The sequence below is a fragment of the Oceanobacillus zhaokaii genome (assembly GCF_003352005.1).
Lineage (GTDB): Bacteria > Bacillota > Bacilli > Bacillales > Amphibacillaceae > Oceanobacillus > Oceanobacillus zhaokaii.
Genome location: NZ_CP024848.1, coordinates 3,416,476 through 3,439,709, shown reverse-complemented (window position 1 = coordinate 3,439,709; position 23,234 = coordinate 3,416,476). Strand labels below are relative to the sequence as shown.

General features: G+C 37.5%; 20 protein-coding genes. 15 read left to right on the top strand and 5 right to left on the bottom strand.

The features are described from left to right. Nucleotide 1 precedes the first annotated feature (1 nt). The 11 genes from CUC15_RS17030 to CUC15_RS16980 all read left to right on the top strand — a co-directional run bounded on the left by CUC15_RS17030 (nucleotide 2) and on the right by CUC15_RS16980 (nucleotide 11,754). Nucleotides 2-283, top strand: coding sequence for a PTS sugar transporter subunit IIB (locus CUC15_RS17030; protein WP_114917812.1), 282 nt, complete (start codon nucleotides 2-4; stop codon nucleotides 281-283). A gap of 24 nt (nucleotides 284-307) precedes the next feature. Beyond that, nucleotides 308-1,654, top strand: a complete 1,347-nt coding sequence (locus CUC15_RS17025; protein ID WP_114917811.1) for a PTS ascorbate transporter subunit IIC — start codon at nucleotides 308-310, stop codon at nucleotides 1,652-1,654. Nucleotides 1,655-1,743: 89 nt separating this feature from the next. Then, complete coding sequence (tkt, locus tag CUC15_RS17020; RefSeq protein WP_114917810.1) at nucleotides 1,744-3,744, top strand: transketolase; 2,001 nt, start codon at nucleotides 1,744-1,746, stop codon at nucleotides 3,742-3,744. A gap of 185 nt (nucleotides 3,745-3,929) precedes the next feature. Next, on the top strand, nucleotides 3,930-4,727 hold the full coding sequence (locus CUC15_RS17015; RefSeq protein ID WP_114917809.1) for a histidinol-phosphatase HisJ family protein: 798 nt from the start codon (nucleotides 3,930-3,932) through the stop codon (nucleotides 4,725-4,727). A 288-nt stretch (nucleotides 4,728-5,015) separates the two neighbouring features. Next, nucleotides 5,016-5,972 (top strand): 6-phosphofructokinase, encoded by a 957-nt coding sequence (gene pfkA / locus CUC15_RS17010; RefSeq protein ID WP_114917808.1) that lies wholly within the window; start codon nucleotides 5,016-5,018, stop codon nucleotides 5,970-5,972. 239 nt (nucleotides 5,973-6,211) lie between these two features. After that, the gene (locus CUC15_RS17005; RefSeq protein ID WP_114917807.1) at nucleotides 6,212-6,517 is read left to right on the top strand and encodes a PTS sugar transporter subunit IIB; all 306 of its coding nucleotides are present in this window, start codon (nucleotides 6,212-6,214) and stop codon (nucleotides 6,515-6,517) included. A gap of 20 nt (nucleotides 6,518-6,537) precedes the next feature. Next, a complete protein-coding gene (celB, locus tag CUC15_RS17000) occupies nucleotides 6,538-7,869 on the top strand; it encodes a PTS cellobiose transporter subunit IIC (RefSeq protein WP_114917806.1) in 1,332 nt (443 codons plus the stop codon). 64 nt (nucleotides 7,870-7,933) lie between these two features. After that, nucleotides 7,934-8,263, top strand: a complete 330-nt coding sequence (locus CUC15_RS16995; RefSeq protein WP_114917805.1) for a PTS sugar transporter subunit IIA — start codon at nucleotides 7,934-7,936, stop codon at nucleotides 8,261-8,263. Nucleotides 8,264-8,282: 19 nt separating this feature from the next. After that, a complete protein-coding gene (locus CUC15_RS16990) occupies nucleotides 8,283-9,602 on the top strand; it encodes a 6-phospho-beta-glucosidase (RefSeq protein ID WP_114918495.1) in 1,320 nt (439 codons plus the stop codon). Nucleotides 9,603-9,695: 93 nt separating this feature from the next. Further along, a complete protein-coding gene (gene chbG, locus CUC15_RS16985; protein WP_114917804.1) occupies nucleotides 9,696-10,427 on the top strand; it encodes a chitin disaccharide deacetylase in 732 nt (243 codons plus the stop codon). A 154-nt stretch (nucleotides 10,428-10,581) separates the two neighbouring features. Continuing rightward, the gene (locus CUC15_RS16980; protein WP_114917803.1) at nucleotides 10,582-11,754 is read left to right on the top strand and encodes an ROK family transcriptional regulator; all 1,173 of its coding nucleotides are present in this window, start codon (nucleotides 10,582-10,584) and stop codon (nucleotides 11,752-11,754) included. Nucleotides 11,755-11,798: 44 nt separating this feature from the next. Here CUC15_RS16980 and CUC15_RS16975 read toward each other — a convergent pair whose 3' ends face one another. The 4 genes from CUC15_RS16975 to CUC15_RS16960 are packed head-to-tail and all read right to left on the bottom strand — an operon-like array spanning nucleotide 11,799 to nucleotide 16,519. Beyond that, on the bottom strand, nucleotides 11,799-12,833 hold the full coding sequence (locus CUC15_RS16975) for an aldose epimerase family protein (RefSeq protein WP_114917802.1): 1,035 nt from the start codon (nucleotides 12,831-12,833) through the stop codon (nucleotides 11,799-11,801). Nucleotides 12,834-12,846: 13 nt separating this feature from the next. Further along, entirely contained in the window at nucleotides 12,847-14,331 is a 1,485-nt protein-coding gene (gene galT / locus CUC15_RS16970; RefSeq protein WP_114917801.1) for a UDP-glucose--hexose-1-phosphate uridylyltransferase, read from the bottom strand. Further along, a complete protein-coding gene (gene galE / locus CUC15_RS16965; RefSeq protein WP_114917800.1) occupies nucleotides 14,328-15,329 on the bottom strand; it encodes a UDP-glucose 4-epimerase GalE in 1,002 nt (333 codons plus the stop codon). Before galE ends, galT begins: the two co-directional genes overlap by 4 nt. Beyond that, on the bottom strand, nucleotides 15,326-16,519 hold the full coding sequence (locus tag CUC15_RS16960; RefSeq protein WP_114917799.1) for a galactokinase: 1,194 nt from the start codon (nucleotides 16,517-16,519) through the stop codon (nucleotides 15,326-15,328). The genes galE and CUC15_RS16960 overlap by 4 nt, the downstream gene beginning before the upstream one ends. Nucleotides 16,520-17,006: 487 nt before the next feature. Between CUC15_RS16960 and CUC15_RS16955 the strand changes: the two genes are divergently transcribed. The 4 genes from CUC15_RS16955 to CUC15_RS16940 all read left to right on the top strand — a co-directional run bounded on the left by CUC15_RS16955 (nucleotide 17,007) and on the right by CUC15_RS16940 (nucleotide 21,897). After that, complete coding sequence (locus tag CUC15_RS16955) at nucleotides 17,007-18,266, top strand: ABC transporter substrate-binding protein (RefSeq protein ID WP_114917798.1); 1,260 nt, start codon at nucleotides 17,007-17,009, stop codon at nucleotides 18,264-18,266. An 89-nt stretch (nucleotides 18,267-18,355) separates the two neighbouring features. Beyond that, on the top strand, nucleotides 18,356-19,276 hold the full coding sequence (locus CUC15_RS16950; RefSeq protein WP_114917797.1) for a carbohydrate ABC transporter permease: 921 nt from the start codon (nucleotides 18,356-18,358) through the stop codon (nucleotides 19,274-19,276). Further along, nucleotides 19,277-20,110 carry a carbohydrate ABC transporter permease gene (locus CUC15_RS16945; protein ID WP_114917796.1) on the top strand — a complete coding sequence of 278 codons (834 nt, stop codon included), beginning with the start codon at nucleotides 19,277-19,279 and terminating at the stop codon, nucleotides 20,108-20,110. A 17-nt stretch (nucleotides 20,111-20,127) separates the two neighbouring features. Next, a complete protein-coding gene (locus CUC15_RS16940; RefSeq protein WP_114917795.1) occupies nucleotides 20,128-21,897 on the top strand; it encodes a glycoside hydrolase family 2 protein in 1,770 nt (589 codons plus the stop codon). 286 nt (nucleotides 21,898-22,183) lie between these two features. Here the strand turns inward: CUC15_RS16940 and yidA are convergent, their stop codons facing one another. Continuing rightward, the gene (gene yidA / locus CUC15_RS16935; RefSeq protein ID WP_114917794.1) at nucleotides 22,184-23,008 is read right to left on the bottom strand and encodes a sugar-phosphatase; all 825 of its coding nucleotides are present in this window, start codon (nucleotides 23,006-23,008) and stop codon (nucleotides 22,184-22,186) included. Nucleotides 23,009-23,234: the final 226 nt, after the last annotated feature.

The following is a 23,234-nucleotide window of genomic DNA, read 5'->3' as shown; positions in this document are numbered from 1 at the left end:
TATGAAAATTTTAGCAGTTTGTGGATCAGGGTTAGGTACTAGTTTTATGGTGGAAATGAACATCAATCAAATATTAGGTGAATTAGGAATTACTGGTGTAGAAGTATCACACTCTGATTTAAGTTCAGCGACACCACAAGATGCAGATGTATTTTTCTTAGCGAAGGATATTGCAGAAGGTGGCGCACATTTAGGCGAAGTAGTTGTTTTAGATAGTATTATCGATATGGATGAATTACGTACAAAAGTAAAACAAGTATTAGAAGAGAAAAATCTAATCTAATTTTTCTATTGAGGGGGAAAAATAATGAGCGCATTGATAGATATATTAAGCCAACCAGCGATATTAGTTGCATTAATTTCCTTAATTGGTCTACTTGCACAAAAGAAATCGACAGCTGATACGGTGAAAGGAACGACTAAAACATTTGTTGGATTTCTAGTTATCTCTGCTGGGGCAGGGATATTAGGAACAGCATTAACCCCATTTGGTGAAATGTTCCAAGAGGCTTTTAACGTTTCAGGTGTAGTACCAAATAACGAGGCAATCGTTGGTTTAGCACTGACTGAATTTGGTACAACTACAGCATTAATTATGTTCTTCGGAATGGTCGTCAATATTTTAATTGCAAGATTTACTAGATTTAAATACATTTTCTTGACAGGTCACCATACACTGTATATGGCTTGTATGCTAGCTGTAATTATGGCAGTTGCAGGATTTAATACTGTTCCACAAATTATTGCGGGTGCAGTTGCTTTAGGGATTATCATGACATTATCACCAGCTATTTTGCAGCCATTTATGCGTCAATTAACTGGGAATGATAATGTTGCTTTAGGGCATTTCAGTGCAGTAGGATATGCAATTAGTGGATTGGTAGGAAAATTATTTAAAGGATCAAAATCCAATTCAACAGAGAATATTAATTTTCCAAAAGGGCTTGGATTTTTACGTGATAGTACAGTAAGTATAGCTTTAACAATGGTAGTTATGTATGTAGTTGTTGCTTTATTTGCAGGACCAACATACATTGAAAGTGAATTAAGCAGCGGTACAAACTATTTAGTATTTTCAATAATACAAGCTGGTAGTTTCGCAGCAGGTGTATTTATTATTCTTCAAGGGGTTCGCTTAGTATTAGCAGAAATCGTCCCTGCATTTAAAGGGATCTCTACAAAATTAGTACCGAATGCCAAACCAGCGCTTGATGTACCAATTATATACCCATATGCACCAAATGCTGTGTTAATTGGCTTTTTCTCTAGTTTTGTAGGTGGAATTGTAAGTATGGTTATCCTTGCATTTACTGGTGGTGTCATCATTTTACCAGGTGTTGTTCCTCACTTCTTCACTGGAGCCGCTGCAGGAGTATTTGGTAATGCAACAGGTGGCATTAAAGGATCTATTGCAGGATCTTTTGTAAACGGTTTAATCATCTCGTTCTTGCCAGTATTCCTAATGCCAGTATTAGGAGATTTAGGATTTGCAAACTCAACATTCTCAGATGCCGACTTTGGAGTTGCTGGTATTTTCTTCGGTGCATTAGCTAATTATGGTGGAACAATAGCTATTGTGATTAGTTTAATCGTAATTCTATTATTAATGGCAATCCCTTTAAAAAATAAAAAAGTTAGCCAGGAAGCAAAATAATTAATCATTTAATAGAGTATCGGGATGATTTTTCGAGAAAATTATCCCCCTATCCTAACAAACTATAAAGATTATTGGAGGCTTCACATATGACTACATCAACTTCATCTATATCCGAGTTATCAATAAATACAATCAGAACATTAACGATAGATAGTGTCGAAAAAGCACAGCATGGTCATCCAGGAATGCCAATGGGGGCTGCTCCTATGGCATATAGCTTATGGAAAAATGTAATGAATATTAATCCAGAGAATCCAAAATGGTTTAATCGAGATCGCTTTGTTTTAGCAGCTGGTCACGGTTCTAATTTATTGTACAACTTACTGCATCTATCTGGTTTTGATGTGACAATAGATGATTTGAAAAACACAAGACAATGGGGAAGTAAAACGCCAGGACACCCTGAATATGGCATAACACCGGGCGTTGAAGCAACAACTGGTCCACTTGGTCAAGGTATCCCTGTAAGTGTAGGTTTAGCATTAGCTGAAAGGCATCTTGCGGAAACATATAATAGAAGTGAATTTCCTATAGTGGACCATTACACATATACTATCTGTGGGGATGGAGACTTAATGGAAGGTGTGTCCTATGAAGCTGCATCTCTAGCAGGCCATTTAAAACTTGGGCGTTTAATTGTCTTATACGATTCTAATAACATTAGTTTAGATGGAGGACTTGATCTTTCATTTTCTGAAGACATTAAAAAGCGTTTTGAATCGTATAACTGGCAATATTTACATGTCGAAGATGGCAATAATATCGAAGCAATTACGAAAGCGATTGAAGCTGCTAAAGCTGATGAAAATCGCCCAACACTAATCGAAGTTAAAACAATTATTGGTTATGGATCACCTTCATTACAAGGAACAAATGATGCACATAGTGACCCACTAGGAAAAGAAGAAATCGGGCGTACAAAGAAATTTTATAACTGGAATTATGAAGAGGATTTTCATGTGCCAGCAGAGGTTTATGAAGATTTTAGCAGTATTAAGGAAAATGGAAAGATTAAAGAGAGTGAATGGAAGTCATTATTGGATAGATATCAAGCAAATTACCCTGAACTTGCAACAGAGTTTAAGAGAATTATCGCCGGTGACCTTCCGCAAAATTGGGATGCAAATCTACCTTCTTACAATGAAAACAATACGCTAGCAACACGTGTGGCAGCGAGTGAAACATTAAATGCGCTTGCAAAAAATATTTCGGAATTGGTTGGCGGATCTGCAGACTTAGACTCTTCAACAAGAACAAGATTAAAAGCATACGAAGATATGAATAGTCTAGATTATGCAGGTAGAAATATCCGATTTGGTGTAAGGGAGTTTGCGATGGGTGCAATTGCTAATGGTCTTGCCCTTCATAATTTGAGACCATTTGTAAGTACATTCTTTGTTTTCTCAGATTACCTACGCCCAGCAATTCGACTAGCTTCTCTGATGGAATTGCCAGTAACATATGTATTTACACATGATACTATTGCTGTTGGACAAGACGGGCCAACACATCAGCCGATAGAGCAATTGGCATCGTTCAGAGCAATGCCAGGGCTTTCTGTTATCCGCCCTGCAGATGCAAATGAGACGAAAGAAGCATGGAAAATAGCAGTAAAACAAAAGGAAAATCCAACGATGCTCGTACTTGGAAGACAAGGTCTACCAACGCTAAAAGATTCAGAGACTTTAGCTGCAACAGGTGTACAAAAGGGTGCTTATGTTATTTCAAAAGCTAAAGAGGAAGCAGTCGGTATCCTTATTGCTGCAGGATCAGAAGTCAGTCTTGCTATTCAAGCACAAGAACAATTAGTTAGCGAAGGAATTTTTGTCGACGTAGTAAGTATGCCTTCTTGGGATCTATTTGAAAAACAATCAGAAGCTTATAAAGAAAGTGTTTTACCAAGAAGTCTGCAAAAAAGATTGACAATTGAAATGGGATCCAAGCTAGGTTGGAGAGAGTATGCAGGAAATAATGGGGCAGTGATGAGTATCGATATGTTCGGTGCTTCTGCTCCAGGGAATCGCGTTATTGAAGAGTATGGATTTACTATTGAAAATGTAGTGAAGAACTTTAAATCATTATTATAGGATGCATTTGCTATAATAAGGTAGCCTAGAAGTTATAGGTTACCTTATTTTGTAGTTAAGTAAGGATAAAAACTTTCTTAACGAATAAGTGCAACTAAGGCTGTTATCGAAATGCTCGGTGACAAACCAATTTTCTAATAATTAAACAGGCTAATATTTTGATAGATATCGAAGGAGCTGCAATCATGTACTATCTAACAGAATACCACCATCACACTGACAATTCATTTGATTCAAAAGCAAATATGGATGACGTATGCCTGCAAGCAATAAATAAAGGTATCAATGAAATATGTTTCACCGAACATTTTTCAGTTAATCCGAGTGCTCCAACTTATGGCCATATAGATTTTGAACGATACTTCACACAAATTACTGCATGCCGAGAAAAGTATGAAGGCAGATTAGTTATAAAAGCTGGTATTGAGCTCTGTGAACCGCACTTATTAAGGGACGAGTATGCCCAAGCTTTAAATGGACTTGAATTAGATTTTATTCTAGGTTCTGTACATAACATCAAGGAAGAAAAACTAAGAAAATATATGTCTGAGAAAACACCAAATGAGATTTATCAAGGCTATTTTGAAGAAGTATTTGAGCTCGTATCCTATGCAGATATTGATGTGATTGCACATTTCGATCTGATGAAGAGATATGCTATCGACACTATCGGCAATTATGCATTCCTGGATTTTCAAGAGATAGTCGAACGAATTTTACGTAAAGCTATTGACCGGGGAATCGGAATTGAAATTAATACATCAGGAATATCAAATGTAAAAGTGGGAGAAGCATTTCCAACAATGAATATATTAAAGCTGTATAAATATTTAGGGGGTGAAATTCTTACGATAGGCTCCGATTCGCATCGTGCTGAGACTGTTGGGGCTCATTTGGATGATGCTCTTTTGATGGCGAAGGAAGCAGGCTTCAAGTATGTGTATACATTTGATAAGCGGATGGCGAAAAGAGTGGGGATTTAGAGGATTTTCTAAAGAATACTTTGAATTAGATAGAAGTGTCGCTATACTCTTTATGAAGATATAGCGATGCTTTTTTATTTGAAACCTATGGATTAAAGAGAGGGTCTCCATATTTTATTCCCTAACTGAATGAAGTATTTTAGAGCCTTTTGTTGTCAATTCTAATGTTATAACATTAGGTTCTCTGAATTTTTCACAAAAACAGTGTATAATAAAAAGGCGTTTTCAAAAGGGTTTTCGCAGTACATATAAAAAAGGTACATAAAATTTATTTTGAGGTGTTTATTTATGAGTAAATTAGGAATTATGACAAGTGGCGGAGACGCGCCTGGAATGAATGCTGCAATTAATGCTGTTGTAAAAGCGGCTAATTATTATGAGCTAGAGGTAATGGCAATATATTACGGATTCCAAGGCTTAATAAATGGAGATATTTATCCAATAACTTCTAATGAGTTGGAAAACGTTACAGATAAAGGTGGAACCATATTAAAAACATCAAACAGTCGAGAATTTATGGCTGAGATAGAGGAAAACAAAGCACTGGATGCCTTAAAGAAATTCGAGATAAGTGCATTAGTTATTATCGGTGGTGAGGGATCCTTTAAAGCGGCTGATAAATTGCATCAACAAGGTGTAAAAGTAATTGGTATACCTGCAATAGTTGAAAATAATCTAGCATATACCGAATATGCCATCGGATTTGATACAACGGTAAATACGATATTAGAAAGTATTGGTAAAATCAAAGACACAAGTTTATCACACGAAAAAACAACGATTGTCGAAGTAATGGGTAGAAAATGTGGTGATTTAGCTTTATATTCAGCTCTAGCAGGTGGCGGAGAAATCATTTCTACTCCGGAAAAAAAATTAGATTTAGACACTCTATGCTCTGAATTGAGTGAAAGAATTAACAAGGGCAGAAGAGATAATCTCATCATCGTAACTGAAAATCTATATGATTTAAACGAGTTACAAAAAGGAATAGAAGATAAATTAGATATTAGTGTGCGTACCTCTATTTTAGGACTTTTACAAAGAGGAGGACATCCATCCGCGTTTGATAGGAGAATAGCAAGCAGAATGGGTGTTGCAGCAGTAGAACTATTAAAGGACGGACATTCAGGGAAGGCTGTTGGAATTAGAGAGAATAAAATAATCAATGTTGATTTTAGTGATGTGCATACTAAAGTGAGCGAGAAATTAGAGGATTACCGTTTAGCGGAAATACTTTCATATTAAATCTCTTGTTTATGATAGAAGTTAAATGATTAGCGTTTTTGCATAGGAAAGGTAACCGATTGATAATCGGTTATCTTTTTCTATTTTAAATCGACAAATTTCGATAAAACAAGGGAAGTGACAGGCACCTCAAAAACATAAATGAATAATATAAAACCTCCTCAATATACTTAATATAGGTAAATCTATCCAAAATGCATTTGGAAGCGCTTACCTAAATATTGCGAGGAGGATATTTTATGAATATTTTATTGTGCTGTGCAGCAGGAATGAGTACGAGCTTACTAGTAACGAAAATGGAGGCGTATGCAAAGGAGCAAGGATTGGATTGCAAGATTTGGGCGGTGTCTGCAAACGAAGTCAATAATCATGTCGACGATGCTGATGTTCTTCTTCTAGGACCGCAAGTGAGATATTTACTTCCCAAAATGAAGAAAATTGGTGAGGAGAAAGGGATTCCGGTTGATCTAATTAACTCTGTCCATTACGGTCTGATTAAGGGTGATGAGGTTGTAAAGTTTGCTAGGAGCCTAATTGTTTCATAATTTTCAGGGGGTGATTATCTATGAGTAAAGTTAATGTATTTCTTGAAGAAAAAGTGATGCCTGTTGCTGGTAAAATAGCTGCGCAAAGACATTTACAAGCTTTACGGGATGGTATTATTTTAGCAATGCCGCTCATTATTATTGGATCGCTTTTCCTAATTCTAGGTTTTCTCCCAATCCCAGGCTATAACGAGTGGATGGCAAGCATATTTGGTGAACTTTGGTTAACAAAATTAACGTATCCAGTAACGGCAACATTCGATATTATGGCACTTGTTGCGACATTTGGGATTGCATACCGCCTTGCAGAACATTATAAAGTCGATCCGCTGAGTGCTGGTGCTATCTCCTTATCTGCTTTTGTTTTAGCAACGCCTTATTTTACGATGTTCACCCCAGCGGGTACGGAAGCAGCGATTGAGGTAACTGGTGTTCTTCCAATTGCTTTACTGGGAAGTAAAGGACTATTTGTAGGAATACTAATTGCGCTATTATCTACTGAAATTTTCCGGTACATTATTAAAAAAGGCTTGGTAATTAAAATGCCTGATGGAGTGCCACCAAGTGTAAGCAAATCGTTTATCGCGCTTTTCCCTGCAGCAATAGTAATTATTGTTGTTTGGCTGCTTCGTCTGATTATTGAAATGACACCATTTGAGAGTTTGCATAATATTGTTGGACAACTGTTACAGGAGCCACTCAGTGTTTTCGGTACAACACTAATTGGGGCAATTGTTTATGTGCTGCTTGTCCACCTGCTTTGGGTTTGTGGTCTCCATGGTGCAGCAATTATTGGCGGTATTATGGGACCAATCATGTTAGCCGCAACCGATGAGAATCGATTAGCTCTTCAAGCTGGAACAGAGATTCCGAATATTGTAAACATGCAGTTCTTTGAAATTTTTATTCATATGGGCGGGTCTGGTGCAACCTTGATGTTTGCTATTATGATGCTAATTTTTGCAAAAAGTCAGCAATCAAAACAATTAGGTAAACTGGCGATTGGACCAGGAATATTTAATATCAATGAACCAATTGTCTTTGGGGCTCCGATAGTGATGAACCCAATATTAATGATTCCTTTTATTTTAGCTCCAGTTGTAATGGCTATATCAACATTCGTGTTCATGCAGATAGGTTTTGCACCGAAAGCAACAGGAATCGCTGTTCCATGGACAACACCCCCAATTATTGGTGGATTGTTGGCAACGGGTGGAGACTGGCGTGGGGGAATGATGCAGGCGATTAACTTAGTCATCGCCTTTGCTATCTATTATCCTTTCTTTAAAGTTTGGGATAAGCAAAACTTGCAATTAGAAAAGGGAACAGAAGACGACAAAACAAGTGAATAACAAACAGGCGACTTCTATTTTAGGATTCTATTTGTTAATAACTAGACTTAAGGGCGTGTTTTTATTGACGAAGGATGAATTATATAATATTAGCTTTCAATTAATATTACACAGTGGGAATGCAAGGAGTTCCGCAATGGAAGCAATCAACGAAGCAAAAATGGAGAACTTTGACGAAGCAAAAAGGAAAATTACCGAGTCGGATGAGGAATTAATTCTAGCGCATAAATTCCAAACAAAATTAATCCAAGGGGAAGCTCGAGGTGAAAGGTTTGATATTCCTATTATTTTAGTCCATGCGCAAGATCATTTAATGACAGCGATAACGCTAAAAGAACTAGCAAACGAGATAATTGAAGTTCGGCAAGATATGCATCATTTAACAAACAATTAGGGGGAAGTGTATAATGGCAGTGAAAAAGCCAATAAAGATTGCAACTATCGGTGGAGGCTCAAGTTACACTCCTGAACTTGTAGAAGGGTTTATCAAACGATATGATGAATTACCAATCCAGGAATTATGGCTTGTCGATATTGAAGAAGGTAAAGAAAAACTTGAAATTGTCGGTAATCTAGCGAAGCGTATGTTCAAAAAGGCAAATCTTCCAGTAGAAGTCCATTTAACATTTGATCGAAGGAAAGCTTTAAAAGACGCTGATTTTGTTACTACTCAGTTTCGGGTAGGCTTACTGGATGCGCGGGCAAAGGATGAAAGAATACCACTTAAATATGGTGTGCTAGGTCAAGAAACAAATGGTCCTGGTGGTTTATTTAAAGGACTTCGTACAATACCGATTATTTTAGAAATCGTCAGTGAAATGCAGGAGCTTTGTCCAAATGCTTGGCTTGTTAACTTTACGAACCCAGCTGGAATGGTAACAGAAGCAGTTTTTCGTCATAGTGATTTTAGAAGAGTTGTTGGTCTCTGTAACGTACCAATTGGCATGGAAATGGGCATTGCCAAGCTGCTTGACGTAGAACATTCTAGAGTACGTATCGATTTTGCTGGGCTTAACCATATGGTATACGGACTAGATATATACGTTGATGGTGAAAGTGTTAAGGATAAGGTCATAGAATTAATGACGAATCCTAATAATACGAATTTCGTGAAAAATATTGAAGGACAGGAGTGGGAGCCAGCATTTATACGTTCTTTAAATGCGCTGCCGTGCCCTTATCATAACTTTTATTACAAAAGACCTGAAACACTTAAGAAAACAATGGAATCGGCAGAAAAGGAAGGAACTCGAGCTGAAGTTGTGCAGCGTTTAGAAAAAGAACTGTTTGAGCTTTATAAGAATGAAAACTTAAACATTAAACCACCTCAACTGCAGGAACGCGGTGGTGCTTATTATAGCGATGCCGCTGTTCGCTTAATTACTTCGATTTATAATGACAGAGGTGATATTCAGCCTGTAAACACGATGAATAACGGTGCGATTGCCAGCATTGCCAATGACTCAGCAGTAGAAGTAAGCTGTATTATTACAAAGGATGGTCCAAAACCAATTGCTGTAGGCGATATCCCAATAGCAGCCCGGGGACTTGTACAGCAAATAAAATCATTTGAACGTATTGCTAGTGAGGCTGCGGTTGAAGGAAGCTATGATAAAGCCGTTCTTGCTCTTACAATTAATCCACTAGTTTCATCAGATAAAGCTGCAAAACAAATTGTGGATGAAATGCTAGAAGCGCACAAAGATTATCTGCCAAAATTTTTTAATAGATAAGATTTTACAAAGGAATCATTTTCATAAGGTAATAAAATCAATAAAAAGATAAAGAAGCGGTTACGCTGCATTATATAATTGGAGGTAAGTTTTTTGATTAAGCTAATTGTAAACGCAGACGATTTTGGTTATTCAAGAGCAGTTAATTTTGGAATAATTGATACTTATCAACATGGTATTTTAAATTCTGCAACACTCATGACCAATATGCCTGGTGCAGAACATGCCTTTGAACTAGCTAGGAATAACCCAGATCTTCATGTAGGAATCCATCTTGTGCTTACTTGTGGCCGTCCAATATTAGAAGATGTTTCTTCACTGGTTGACAAATCTGGAAATTTTAAAAACTTGAAGGTACTATTAAATGATAATAACCTCAATCTTGATGATGTCGAAAAAGAATGGACAGCACAGATTGAAAAATTCCTGGCTAATGGAATTCGATTAACACATTTTGACAGCCATCATCATGTGCATGCAATTCCAGAACTGCTTCCTATCGTTCAAAAATTATCTGATAAATACGGACTAAAAGTGCGACGTGCGGCTAAAGAAGCAATTGAAGGAGTACCAGCTTTTTCAGATGTGTTTCTGCACGATTTTTATGGAACTACTGCAACTTATGATTATTTTGAAAAAATACCAACCCGTGCACGAGACAGTGCGATTGTCGAAGTAATGACACATCCCGGCTATTTAGATAATGCAATATTAAATGGTTCTTCTTATAATACAGATCGATTAAAAGAACTAGATATTTTGACAAGCATAAAACTCCCTGCCAATATTGAGTTATATGAATTTCAAAATGAAAACAGGATATAGATTAACATGTGGTGCATTAGTGGAGAATGAGCAATGATTCCAAAGAAAAGTTCTGAGCCATATACGACAACTATTAAACAAAAAATAATTAACTTAATTAATTTAACTAACTATGATACAATTAGGCTATAATATTTAAAAAGGGGAACATTTCATGCGACATGGCTCATTTCAACTAATGAAATCGGTGAATAAAACAAACATTTTAAACAAAATTCGTAATTCTGAGCCGATCTCCCGTGCGCAAATTGCGAAGGAGACAAACCTTACGCCGCCAACTGTCAGCAGTATTGTAAAAGAACTGATTGAGGAAAATCTAGTTACGGAGAGCAAGCTTGGTGAGTCGAATGGTGGGCGGAAACCGACAATGCTGCACATCAATAGCAGTGCTTTTTATGTGATAGGTGTAGATGCTGGGCCAGAGACCGTGGAATGTGTGCTTACAGATCTTGCAGGAGAAGTATTCAATCGTACCTCGAGTAAGCTGGCTCTACCGGTTACCAATGATCAATTTATCGCAATCTTAAAGGAAAATATTAATAAGCTCTTTCAGTCATCTGCTATTGATAAGGAAAAGGTATTCGGGATTGGTGTGGCAATGCATGGTGTTGTTGATGTGGAAACAGGAACATCGCTCATCGCACCGAATTTAAACTTAAGAAATATTCCTATTAAGGACGAACTGGAACAGGAATTCAACCTGCCGATAAAAGTAGAAAATGATGCACGGGCAATGGCACTTGGTGAATCATGGTTTGGAGGGCATGGTGAATTAGATAGCATGGTTGCTGTAAATATTGGCAGAGGTGTAGGTTCGGGCTTTGTGATTGATGGAAAACTTTACCATGGAGCACAAGATATTGCCGGTGAAATTGGTCATATGGCAATTGATATCCATGGCGAAACCTGTGAATGCGGCAATCGTGGCTGCTTGCAAACCTTTACGAGTGGAGCGGCGATTGCAAGAAGGGCGAGTGAACAACTCTCGAATGATAGCAGCTCTGGAGAATTAACTGGGAAAGAAGTGTTTGAGCTTGCACAAAATGGCGAGCTCGCTGCAATCAAAATTCTCCAAGAAACAGGAGAAATTATTGGGATTGGCCTAACGAACTTAATCCATCTGATTAATCCAAGTAAAATTGTTCTCGGTGGTGGAGTAATGAAGAGTGAGAGGTTTATACTGCCAGCGATTGAACAAACAATCGAGCAACGAGCGCTAACACCGGAAGCGAAGGGGACAGTTGTTGTGATGACAAGTCTTGGGGAAGATGCAACATTATTAGGGGCGGTATCATTATTCTTAGTGGAGTTATTTGCCGAAGTGTAATAAGAAAAGCTGAATCTAGCACATAGATTCAGCTTTTTCATATTCTATTCTTCTACCGAAAAGGTAAAACTTGTCTGCTTCTTATACGACTGGCCTGCATCCAATACTACATTTGGAAAGCCTTCATGATGTAAGGATGCTGGAGATCCCTGAGTTTCAAAACAAACCCCTAAATATTTCCTTGACATTCCGTTCCGAAGTTTCTCTCCTTCAACTAAACTGTTGGATGTATACATGACGACACCTGGTTGAGTGGTGACAATATCCATTCTTCTTCCAGAGTCTTTATCACGAACAACGATGGAATTTTCCTGTTCCGAGTCAAAAACAAAATAATGATCGTAGCCATTGCCAGCAAGGCGATTTTGCAAGGAATCATCCATAAAGCCATCCTGCAGCAAGCGACCCTCTCGAAAATCAAACACTGTTCCCTCAGTATCTAGCAACCTACCAGTTGGGATTAACTCCGAATCAAGCTCGACGAAATAATTACTATTCATTCTTACTTCGTGTTGATGAACCGCGTTTTTTAAGTTTCCACTTAAATTAAAATAGGAATGATTTGTTAAGGTGATAGGCGTTGTCTTGTCGCTCTTTGCCACATAATCTATTATAAGCTGATTCGAATCGGTCAACGTATAGGTTACTTCAATTGTAACATTTCCGGGGTATCCACCATCGCCATCAGCGCTTTGATGACCGAGCTTCAAACTAACAGCGCCATCTGTTTCAAAGGGTTCCACATCCCAAATGATTTGGTGAAATCCACCCGAACCACCATGCAGCTGATTTTTCCCTTCATTTGACTCAAGTTTATAGGTTTTGCCATCCAGTTCAAACGCAGCACCTTGAATTCTGCCAGCAACCCTGCCGATAAGAGCACCGAAAAAATTCGGATTTTCTGTGTAGTCCTCATAATCCTGATAGCCGAGGACAACATTTTCCAGCAAACCATCTTGATCCGGAACTAGAATCTGTGTAATAATTCCACCATAATCGAGTACGCTAACCTTCATTCCATTCTTATTCTCTAACGTAAATTCCTGCCATTTCCCTAAAATCTCTTTTGTCTCTATCATCGCCCAATTCTCCTCATCCATGAATTAAAACTTCAATAAACCGCTTAAATGCTGTAGGCTCTTTGAATACTCCAGCATCCTCCAAAACCCTGACAAATTTCTTGCCAAGCTCATTTTGTAATATTTTCTCAATATGCTCAGCCTCATTTTGCCTGCCATATTTTTCTCGCAACTCCAAAGCCCAGTCACGATGATATTCTTCTACATAATCAGATTCACCGAGTAAAAACTTCTTTATCTCCGCCATTTCTTGCTTCAATCTCGGTGGTAAAACGGCGAGCCCCATTACTTCGATTAAACCAATATTTTCCTTCTTGATATGGTGAACATCGGCATGGGGATGGAAAATTCCAAGCGGATGCTCAGCAGATGTCCGATTATTTCTCAAAACGAGATCAATCTCATAGACTCCATCACGATTTCTTGCAATTGGTGTAATTGTGTTATGTGGCGTATCGTCAGTAAAGGCAATCACATTGGCTGCAGGGTCCGAATAATTTTTCCATTTCTGCAAAATATAATCGCCTGCTTCAACAAGGTCTTCAATCTTCTCACTTCTCAAGCGGATGACAGACAACGGCCAATTTAATACGGCAGCATCAATTCCAGCAAAATCAGGGAGAACAAATGAAAATACAGCCTCCGCCCGAGTCATCGCAAATTCATAACGCCCCGCCTGATAATGATCATGGCTCAAAATCGATCCGCCAACGATTGGCAGATCAGCATTTGAACCGATAAAATAATGAGGAAATTTCTCCGTGAATTTGAGCAATCGCTCGAATGCCTGGCGATCAATCTTCATATCTCGGTGTTCTTCTGCAAGCAGAATACTATGCTCATTATAGTAAACATATGGAGAATACTGGAAATACCAGTTTTCACCTTGAAGGGGAATTTGAATAACCCGATGATTCGCCCTTGCTGGATGTCCAGTCCTGCCGGTGTATCCCTCATTTTCGACGCATAAAAGGCACTTTGGATAGTTTACTGATGTATGTTTTCTCTCCCGTTCACGCTTTAATTGCTCTGGGTCCTTCTCCGGCTTGGATAGGTTGATGGTAATATCCATTTGACCGTATTCCGTCTCTGCCTTGAATTCAATGTTTTTCTCTATTCGGTTCATCTGAATATAATTGCTGTTTTTGCTAAGTTGATAAAAGTAATCTGTCGCATCAATTGGGGACTCCTCATACTTCTGATTGAAAATAGAGTTAATGACGGAAGGACGAGCAAGGAAGCAATTCATTATATTCGCTGCGAGAATTTCCTTGTCATCGAAAACATCTTCAATTACCTTTTGCTCAACTGCATATGCAATCAACTTTTCTAATATATTTGGGATGTTATCATTCGTCGATTGTGCCACTTCTTCTGGAAAATCTTCAAGTTGCAGCACATTCATCACTTGATTCCGAGCATAATTTACATCTGCTCGCTCGATTAATCCAGCTTCAATAGCCTTTTCGATAAGCCCTGCAATATGAGAAAAAATCATTTTTTCACGACCTTCCTGTAGCCATTCGGATTCTTGCTATGCCAGTTCCACGCATCGGTAATAATTCGGTTTATCGATGTACGTTCTGGATTCCAGCCTAGTATTTGTTTTGCTTTCTCCGAGCTAGCGATTAAAGTACTTGGGTCACCCGCACGACGTTCGCCAATTACAGCAGGAATTTCTTTACCTGTTACAGTTCTTGCCGTTTCAATCATTTCTTTAACAGAAAATCCTTGATTACTGCCAAGATTAAAAATGTCGCTTGATCCACCAGTACGTAAATAATTTAAAGCTAAAAGATGTGCCTCGATTAAATCCTCGATGTGTACATAATCGCGAATACAAGTGCCATCTGGTGTATCATAGTCATCACCGAAGATTGTGACTTGGTCTCGTTGTCCGAGTGCTGCTTGCAAAATAATCGGTACAAGATGGGTTTCCGGCTGATGGTCCTCACCAATTTCCGCATTTTCTCTTGCCCCAGCAACATTAAAATAACGGAGCGAAACATAGGATATCCCATGAGCACGCGCTGTCCACTTCATCAGTTTCTCCATCGTTAGCTTTGTCTCCCCGTATGTGCTTGTCGGCTCTGTTCGCATCATTTCCGTAATTGGTACCGATTCAGGCTCTCCATAGGTTGCAGCAGTCGAGGAGAAGACGACATGCTTCACTTGATGGTCCACCATCGTTTGAAGTAGGACCTGGGTTCCGTAAACATTATTATCGAAGTAGTCGAGCGGTTTATCCATTGACTCACCAACTAGTGAGTTTGCAGCAAAATGGATGACAGCATCGATAGCTTCCTTTGTAAAGACATCATGAAGGAAATCAGCATCCCGGATGTCGCCATGATAAAATGTAGCTCTTGAATGGAGTGCCTCTTTATGTCCAGTTTGCAAATTATCAATGACAACCACTTCTTCGCCTCGATCAATCAATTGATACACAGCATGTGATCCAATATAACCTGCGCCACCTAAAACTAATACGCTCATTTCAACACTCCCTCTGAGATTTCTCTGATTTCTCTTGCTCCATCACCAATCTCCGCTGTATAAAAGGTTGGTTCATAGCCAATTCTTTGTTTGTAGATTACGCTTACATTTTCTTTGAAATCATCCACACTCTCGCTCTCAACAATCGCAATTGCGCAGCCGCCAAATCCCGCACCAGTCATACGGGCACCAAGTACGCCTGGCTGCTCCCATGCAGCTTCGACAATTGTATCGAGCTCAATTCCTGAAACCTCGTAATCATCCCGTAGTGAGATATGGGAGGCGTTCATGAGCTTTCCAAATGCATTGAGATTGCCTTGCTGTAATTTTTCAAGTGCTTCAAGTGTGCGTATATTTTCATATACGGCATGTTTTGCACGTTTTTGATTCGTTTTATTTGTAATAAGGTGTTTATGCTCTTCAAATGTTTCTAAACTTAATTCACCTAGACTGTTAATTGAAAGTTCTTTTTGTAAATCTTTTAAAGCTACGTCACATTCGGTACGTCGCTCGTTATATTTCGAGCTAGCTAATGTGCGCTGTTTATTTGTGTTGATAATAGTAATAACATGATTTTCTAATACGAGTGGTGCGTACTTGTAATCAAGCGTTTCGCAATTTAATAGAATACCATGATCTTTTTTTCCCATTCCAATCGCAAATTGATCCATGATACCACTATTAACACCAATGTAATGGTTTTCTACCTTTTGTCCAATTTTAACTATTTCGGTGCGATTGATTTTGAGATCATACAATCCTTCTAATAAAACTCCCATTGCAAGCTCGATTGATGCAGAAGATGATAGACCTGCGCTATTTGGAATGTTTCCATAGAATAGTATATCTGCGCCAGTCGAAATGTCATAGCCTGCTTGTTTAAGATAAAGCAGCATTCCCTTTGGATAATTCACCCAGTCATGTGCTTCGTTATAAGATAAGTAGGATAAATCAACTTCTATGATACCGGTTTCGGGAAAATTCATGGAATGAAAACGTACCAGTCTGTCATCTCGTTTTGTACCAAGCGCATAAGTCCCAAAAGAGATGGAAGCAGGGAAGACGTGGCCACCATTATAGTCTGTATGTTCTCCGATAAGGTTGATTCTCCCCGGTGCGAAGAAGAATCTCGGTTGCTTTGTTGTTTTAAATATGTCTTTGAATGTTGTAATTAAATCTGTTTTATTCATAATAACCTCCTTAAAAGCAATAATTAACGTTGTATATTCATTTGTTTAGTGTATAGAGGGAGAATAACCCTTGTTGTTAGTTAATTAATTTAATTAAGTTAAGAGTACTATTTTTTACAGAAAGGCGCAAGGGATAATTGTAAAATTTAGCAAAGAAAAATAAATAAATTAATAAATGAATGAGAGAATTAATTATGAGTTGTAATGGTAATTTATCCTTTTAATTTTTATTATTGAGTTGACAATTGAAAGCGCTTATCTTACAATTGAGTTAGTTAATTAATTTAATTAATCAATAAGTGAATATACAGAAGAACGAAAGTTGCACGCAATGTTACTCTAAAGGAATACATACGATTTCTTGCTTATTAGAGCATGGATGAGTGAGTGGGCTTCTTATAAGTAAAAAAAGAGCAAAATTGATTTAATCAATTGGTAATAATCATTTTATGAAAAGATAAAAAGATAGAATACTAGGAGGATCTATATGAAATCTAATAAGTGGTTGATAGTTTTAATGTCGGTATTGTTAGCGACAATTTTAGCAGCATGCAGTGGTAATAGTGGTGAAGCTGGAGGCGGGGGTTCTGATGACAAAGATATAGTAAGTTTTTGGGCTCCATTCTCGGGCGATGACGGTCCGTTTATGAAAAAAATAGTAGATGATTACAACGAAAGCCAGGATGAATTTACAGTAAACCTGCAAATTGAACCAAATGCAGATTATTATAGAAATGTTGATTTAGCAATCAATGATGGGAAAAACACACCAGATGTAATGATTATGCATAATGAACAAATACTTAGCTATGCGGAAAAGGGTTTATTGAGGGAAGTAAGTGATATTGTTGATGGTGAATTAACAGATGTTTACCATGAAAGCGGTATCCAAGGCGCGACGGTTGGTGATAAAGTATATGGGCTTCCGTTAGATATTCATTCATTGTTATTTTATTGGAATAAAGACATGTTTGAAGCAGCTGGTTTAGACCCGGAACAACCACCAACAACGCGTGAGGAATTTATTGACTACGCTCAGAAATTAACGGATTTAGATAATAATCAATATGGATTTGTTGTGCCAACACTATGGCCACAAGATTTTATCCTCCCAACAATTGTTGCGCAAAATGGTGGCAAATTGTATGAAGATGGAAAAGCTAATTTTGCATCAGACGCAGTTGTAGAGGCATTACAATTCCAGTTAGATTTAATAGAGAAATACAAAGTATCACCAACAGATGTGCAAGCGGATGGGGAAGTTACATTGTTCTTACAAGGGAAAAATGCGATGCATTTAAATGGACCTTGGATGTTAGCACAATGGGAAAGCTCAAATCTTGATTATGGAGTAGCAGCAGTACCACAACTTGGAACTGAAGTTCAGTCAGTATTTGCAAAATCACATAACTTTGTTGTTCTGGAAAGTACAAATGAAGAAAAGCTTCCTGCTATTACAGATTTCTTAAAATATGTAAGTGAAAATGGATTAGCTTGGGCTGAATCAGGACAAGCACCGGCATCAAAAGCTGTATATGAAAGCGATGAATTTAAAGAAATTAACGAACAAGGCTCTGTAATGGCTGGACAATTTGATAATGCAGTATTCTCACCAAAAGTAGAAAACTGGGAGTTAGCAATCGATCCCCTAAGAGAAGCAACCAACTCTGTTCTCTTAGGTCAAGAAGAGGTTAAAAAAGCATTAGAAAAAGCAGAAGAAGAAGCAAATAAACATCTTGAAAAGTAACTGATAAAGAACAATAATACAATGGTCCCTACAACGGTAGGGACTTATATTTATAAAGGCATCATCACATTATGATTGAGGTGAGAAGAATGGCATCACAGGTAATTTCTAGGAAAAATAGTAAAAAAGATAAATTTACATCTTTCTTATTTGTTTTACCATATTTGGTTTTGTTTCTTGGATTTATGTTTATTCCTTTAATCTATGGAATTATTATAAGTTTCACCGATTATAATTTATTGTCTAGTGAAGCTACGTTCAATGGGTTTGAAAATTATGCAAGAATATTTGATCCAAACTCTGCATTAAACTCTATATTTTTTGATGGGCTTTGGAATACCTTACAATTTGTCCTTTATACTGTACCATTTTTAGTAGTAATTGGACTGGCATTAGCACTTCTATTAAACTACTTACCAAAGAAAATAACTGGGTTGTACCGAACAATATTCTTTATTCCATATGCAATATCAGTGTCCGTTGTTTCCATTATCTTTTTATGGATGTTAGATACAAATGCAGGATTAATCAATAATTTTCTGATGAATCTTGGGTTTGACTCAATACCTTGGCTGACAAAACAGCCATTTGCATGGGTTTCATTAGCAGGTGCTACAGTATGGTGGACAATCGGGTTTAATATGATTATCTTCATCAATGCTTTAAATGAAGTGCCAGAGGAACTATATGAAGCAGCTTCCATCGATGGAGCTGGTGCTTGGAAACAACTTATCAGCATCACGCTTCCTTCGATTAGACCAGCGATGCTTTTCACAATATTAATGTCAACGATACAATCATTTAACGTATATGGACAACCACTTTTAATGACAGAAGGTGGACCTGGTGATTCAACTGAAGTATTACTTATGGGAATTGTTAATCAGGCCTTTTCTCAAAGAGAAATAGGAACCGCATCAGCAATGGCTGTATTAATGGCTTTAATTATGATCATTATTTCAGCAGTTCAATTTAAAATCTCTAATAAGAAAGAAAAGGGGGAGGCTTAAATGAAAAAGAAAAGAAATACAGCATTGTTGATCATTATTGCAACCATTCTTGCAGTCGTCTTTATCATTCCTCTCCTTTGGATGTTCTCAACAGCATTTAAAACAGACTTTGAAGCAATCGCTGGGGGATTAAATTTTATTCCAGAAGAATTCACTTGGGAAAACTTTACATATATCCTATCTGGACAAGGACTTGATGTTCAGGTTTTCAGATGGATGTTCAACTCAGTATTTTCAGGGATTGTAGGTACATTAATCATTGTTGCTATTGATGCAATGGCAGCATATGGACTTGCTAGACTGAATGTTCCGTTTAAAAAGTTCCTCTTTCCATTATTTATTAGTACATTGATGATTCCATTTGTTATTACTTTTTTACCAATGTATTTACAATTTAGTAGTGTAAATCTATTAAACACCTATGCTGTATTAATTTTACCTTATACTGCGAATGCCTTTGGTGTATTCCTGTTATATCAATTTTTTAAAGGGTTTCCAAAAGAATTGGAAGAAGCAGCACATTTGGATGGTGCGAATAAGTGGCAAATCTTCACAAAAGTTGTTCTGCCATCCGCCAAACCAATTATGTGGACTCTAGCAATCTTCTCATTTATGACGATCTATAATGACTTCTTATGGCCATTAGTAGCAACAAATTCACCAGAAATGAGAACACTAACAACAGGAATTGCTATTATGCAACAAGGAAGTTTTACTTCATCTTACGGTAAATTAATGGCATTAACTACAATCGCAACCTTACCAATTCTTATCGTCTTCTTAATTGGACAAAAGCAATTGATTAAAGGGATTACACAATCAGGAATTAAATGATTACTCGGAGGTAAACAATGGCAAACTTACAATCAGAATATCCAAGACCACAATTACAGAGGGAGCAATGGTTAAATTTAAACGGAGAATGGGATTTTGCATTTGATGACGAAAGAGAAGGATTAACTAGTAAATGGTACAATGCCTTTCCGAAAAACATGAAGATAAATGTTCCGTTTGCATATCAATCCAAAAATAGTGGCATTGACGATCAGAGCTTTCATGATGTTGTATGGTATCATCGTGAATTCTCTGTACCTAAAGATTGGGAAGAAAACGTCATCCTGCACTTCGGTGCGGTTGATTACCGTGCGTGGGTGTATGTGAATGGGGAATTGGTCACTTTCCATGAAGGGGGCAATACACCATTCCATGCTGATATTACCCATGTATTAAATGAAACGGAAAACAGATTAGTAGTTAGAGTGGAAGATCCATCAGAGGATACAACAATCCCTCGTGGAAAACAATACTGGCATGAAAAATCAGAATCCATCTTTTATACGAGAACAACCGGAATTTGGCAGACCGTTTGGCTTGAACCGGTAAGTGCAAAAAGAATTAATTCTATTCGAATGACTCCCCAGATTGATAGAGGGGATGTTGATTTTGAACTGGAAATATTGGGTGGCGTAAAACAGAATATGTCTGTTCAGGTGAAAATATCTTTTAATGGAAAAGAAATTATATCTGATACGATGTCTATTTATGAAAACTATGTAAAACGAAGCTTCAATATCCGTAATCGATTCACTGATCGTAGTAACATCCATGGTGATGGTTGGTATTGGACACCAGAAAATCCTAATTTATTTGATGTTGAAATTAAACTGCTTGATTCAAATGTATGTATAGATAAAATAGAAACGTATTTTGGTATGCGTAAAGTCTCAATTGAAAATGGTAAGTTTATGTTAAATAACAAATCGTATTATCAGAAGTTAGTGCTTGACCAAGGCTATTTCCCAGAAGGATTACTCACTGCTCCATCTGATGAGGCGCATAAGCAAGATATTTTGTTAGCAAAAGAAATGGGATTTAATGGTGCGAGAAAACATCAAAAAGTAGAAGATCCTAGATACTTATATTGGGCAGATCAACTTGGCTTCTTGGTATGGGGCGAAATGGCAAATTGCTCAGAATACAGTGAAAATGCAGTCCAACGGATAAATGCTGAATGGATTGAAGCGGTAAATAGAGACTATAATCACCCAAGTATCGTAATGTGGGTACCTTTAAATGAAAGCTGGGGAATTTCACGAGTGGCTTATGAAACTCAACAGCAAAATCATTCGCTTGGAATGTACTATCTAACAAAATCCATTGATACTACACGTCCTGTCTTATCGAATGATGGATGGGAACATACTATTTCTGATATCTGTGGAATTCATAACTACTTGTCTGCAGAGGAAATGGAAAAAGCATATCAGTCTGTCGAAACAGCAATTCAAACAGAGCCAGCAAAACGACCAATTTATGCGAACGGATTTGAATACAACAATGAACCTATTCTAATTACAGAATATGGTGGTATCGCCTATGATAAAGAACTTGAAGAGCAAGAAGAGGGTTGGGGATATACTTCCGTTAAATCAAGTGAAGACCTAGTTAATGAATACAAGGAAAAAACAGAAGTATTACTGAACTCAAATATTATCCAAGGCTTCTGCTATACACAATTAACAGACGTCGAACAAGAAATAAACGGACTCTTAACTTATGACAGAAAACCAAAATGTGATTTGAAGTTGATAAAGAGTATTAATGATCAGAGAAGAAATTAAAGTTAATTTAGAAAGCTCAATTCCTCAAGTTAAGGAGAGTTTAGTTTTAAATTCCCGAATACAAGAGCAATTGAAAATAGCCCAAGGCAATCATGCTCCGTTCATCATTTCTGGGAAGACTCGAGTTCGTAAAGTACTAAAGTGAAATATCTAGAAGCTGCAAGAATCGATGAAAGTTAATCACATTGATTCTTGCAGGATTAAAATCTCATTTTACATTCCACTCTTATGTCAGTTTGAGTCATCGTTATACCATTTAGAAAGCTCTTCCTAGAAAATGAAGGCATTATTTAACACTTAAAGGCTCCAACGCCAACTTCTCAATCGCATAAGCAACGCCACTCTCGTTATTCGTCAGTGTTTGGAAATCAGCTGCTTCTTTAATTTCCGGAATAGCATTGCCCATTGCAACGCCACATCCTGCGTACTTGATCATCGATAAATCATTTCCATTATCACCGATGCTCATTACTTCCTCTTGCTTAATTCCTAGCTGTTCCGCTAATCTTTTCACTGCATTTCCTTTGCTCGCTTCTGGATGAACAAATTCAAGAAAATATGGTGAACTTTGAACAATCGTATACTGTTCATTTAGGTGCTCAGGAAGTGCTTGAATCGTCTGATTTAAGTTAACAGGCTTATCAATAAACATGATTTTCGGAATAGATAAATCAGTTGGTACATCGCTCACCTGACGATAAGCTAAAGGAATTTTATTTAAATACGATTCTAGAACCGTGTACTCGCTAATATTCGCGTTTGGCGTATATAGGCCATTTACATCAAAGAAATGCATTGGTGAATTCAATTCAACACTAATATTGTGCAGCTTTACCAAATCATCATGTCCTAGCGATAATTGAGCTACAACGTCGTTTGTATGCGTATCTTGTACAAACGCACCATTATATGCAATGGCATAATCGCCATCTTCATCTAAATTGAGTGCTTCAATATAGTTACGCATGCCACCAATTGGGCGTCCAGAGCAAAGGACAATTTTAATTCCTTGTCTTTTTGCTTCTTCTAATGTTAACTTTACATCTTCTGGTACCTCATGGCTGTCATTTAATAGGGTTCCATCCATATCGATTGCAATTAATTTATACATATTAATTCTCCATTCTTATCTGATAGATTCATTATACGACATCAGCGGTGAATTATCATTTAATATTAGAGATTGCTAAGTATTAGCAATTCGAAATTAAGTGTAGTGGAGGAATATGCTAGATTCTAGTTGGCTGCCGCTCGACACCCACCCCCAATCGCTCCACCAATATCCTCCAACCCATCTCCCCTCACACTTCACTTCATGGTAAAATAGGAAGAAAGCG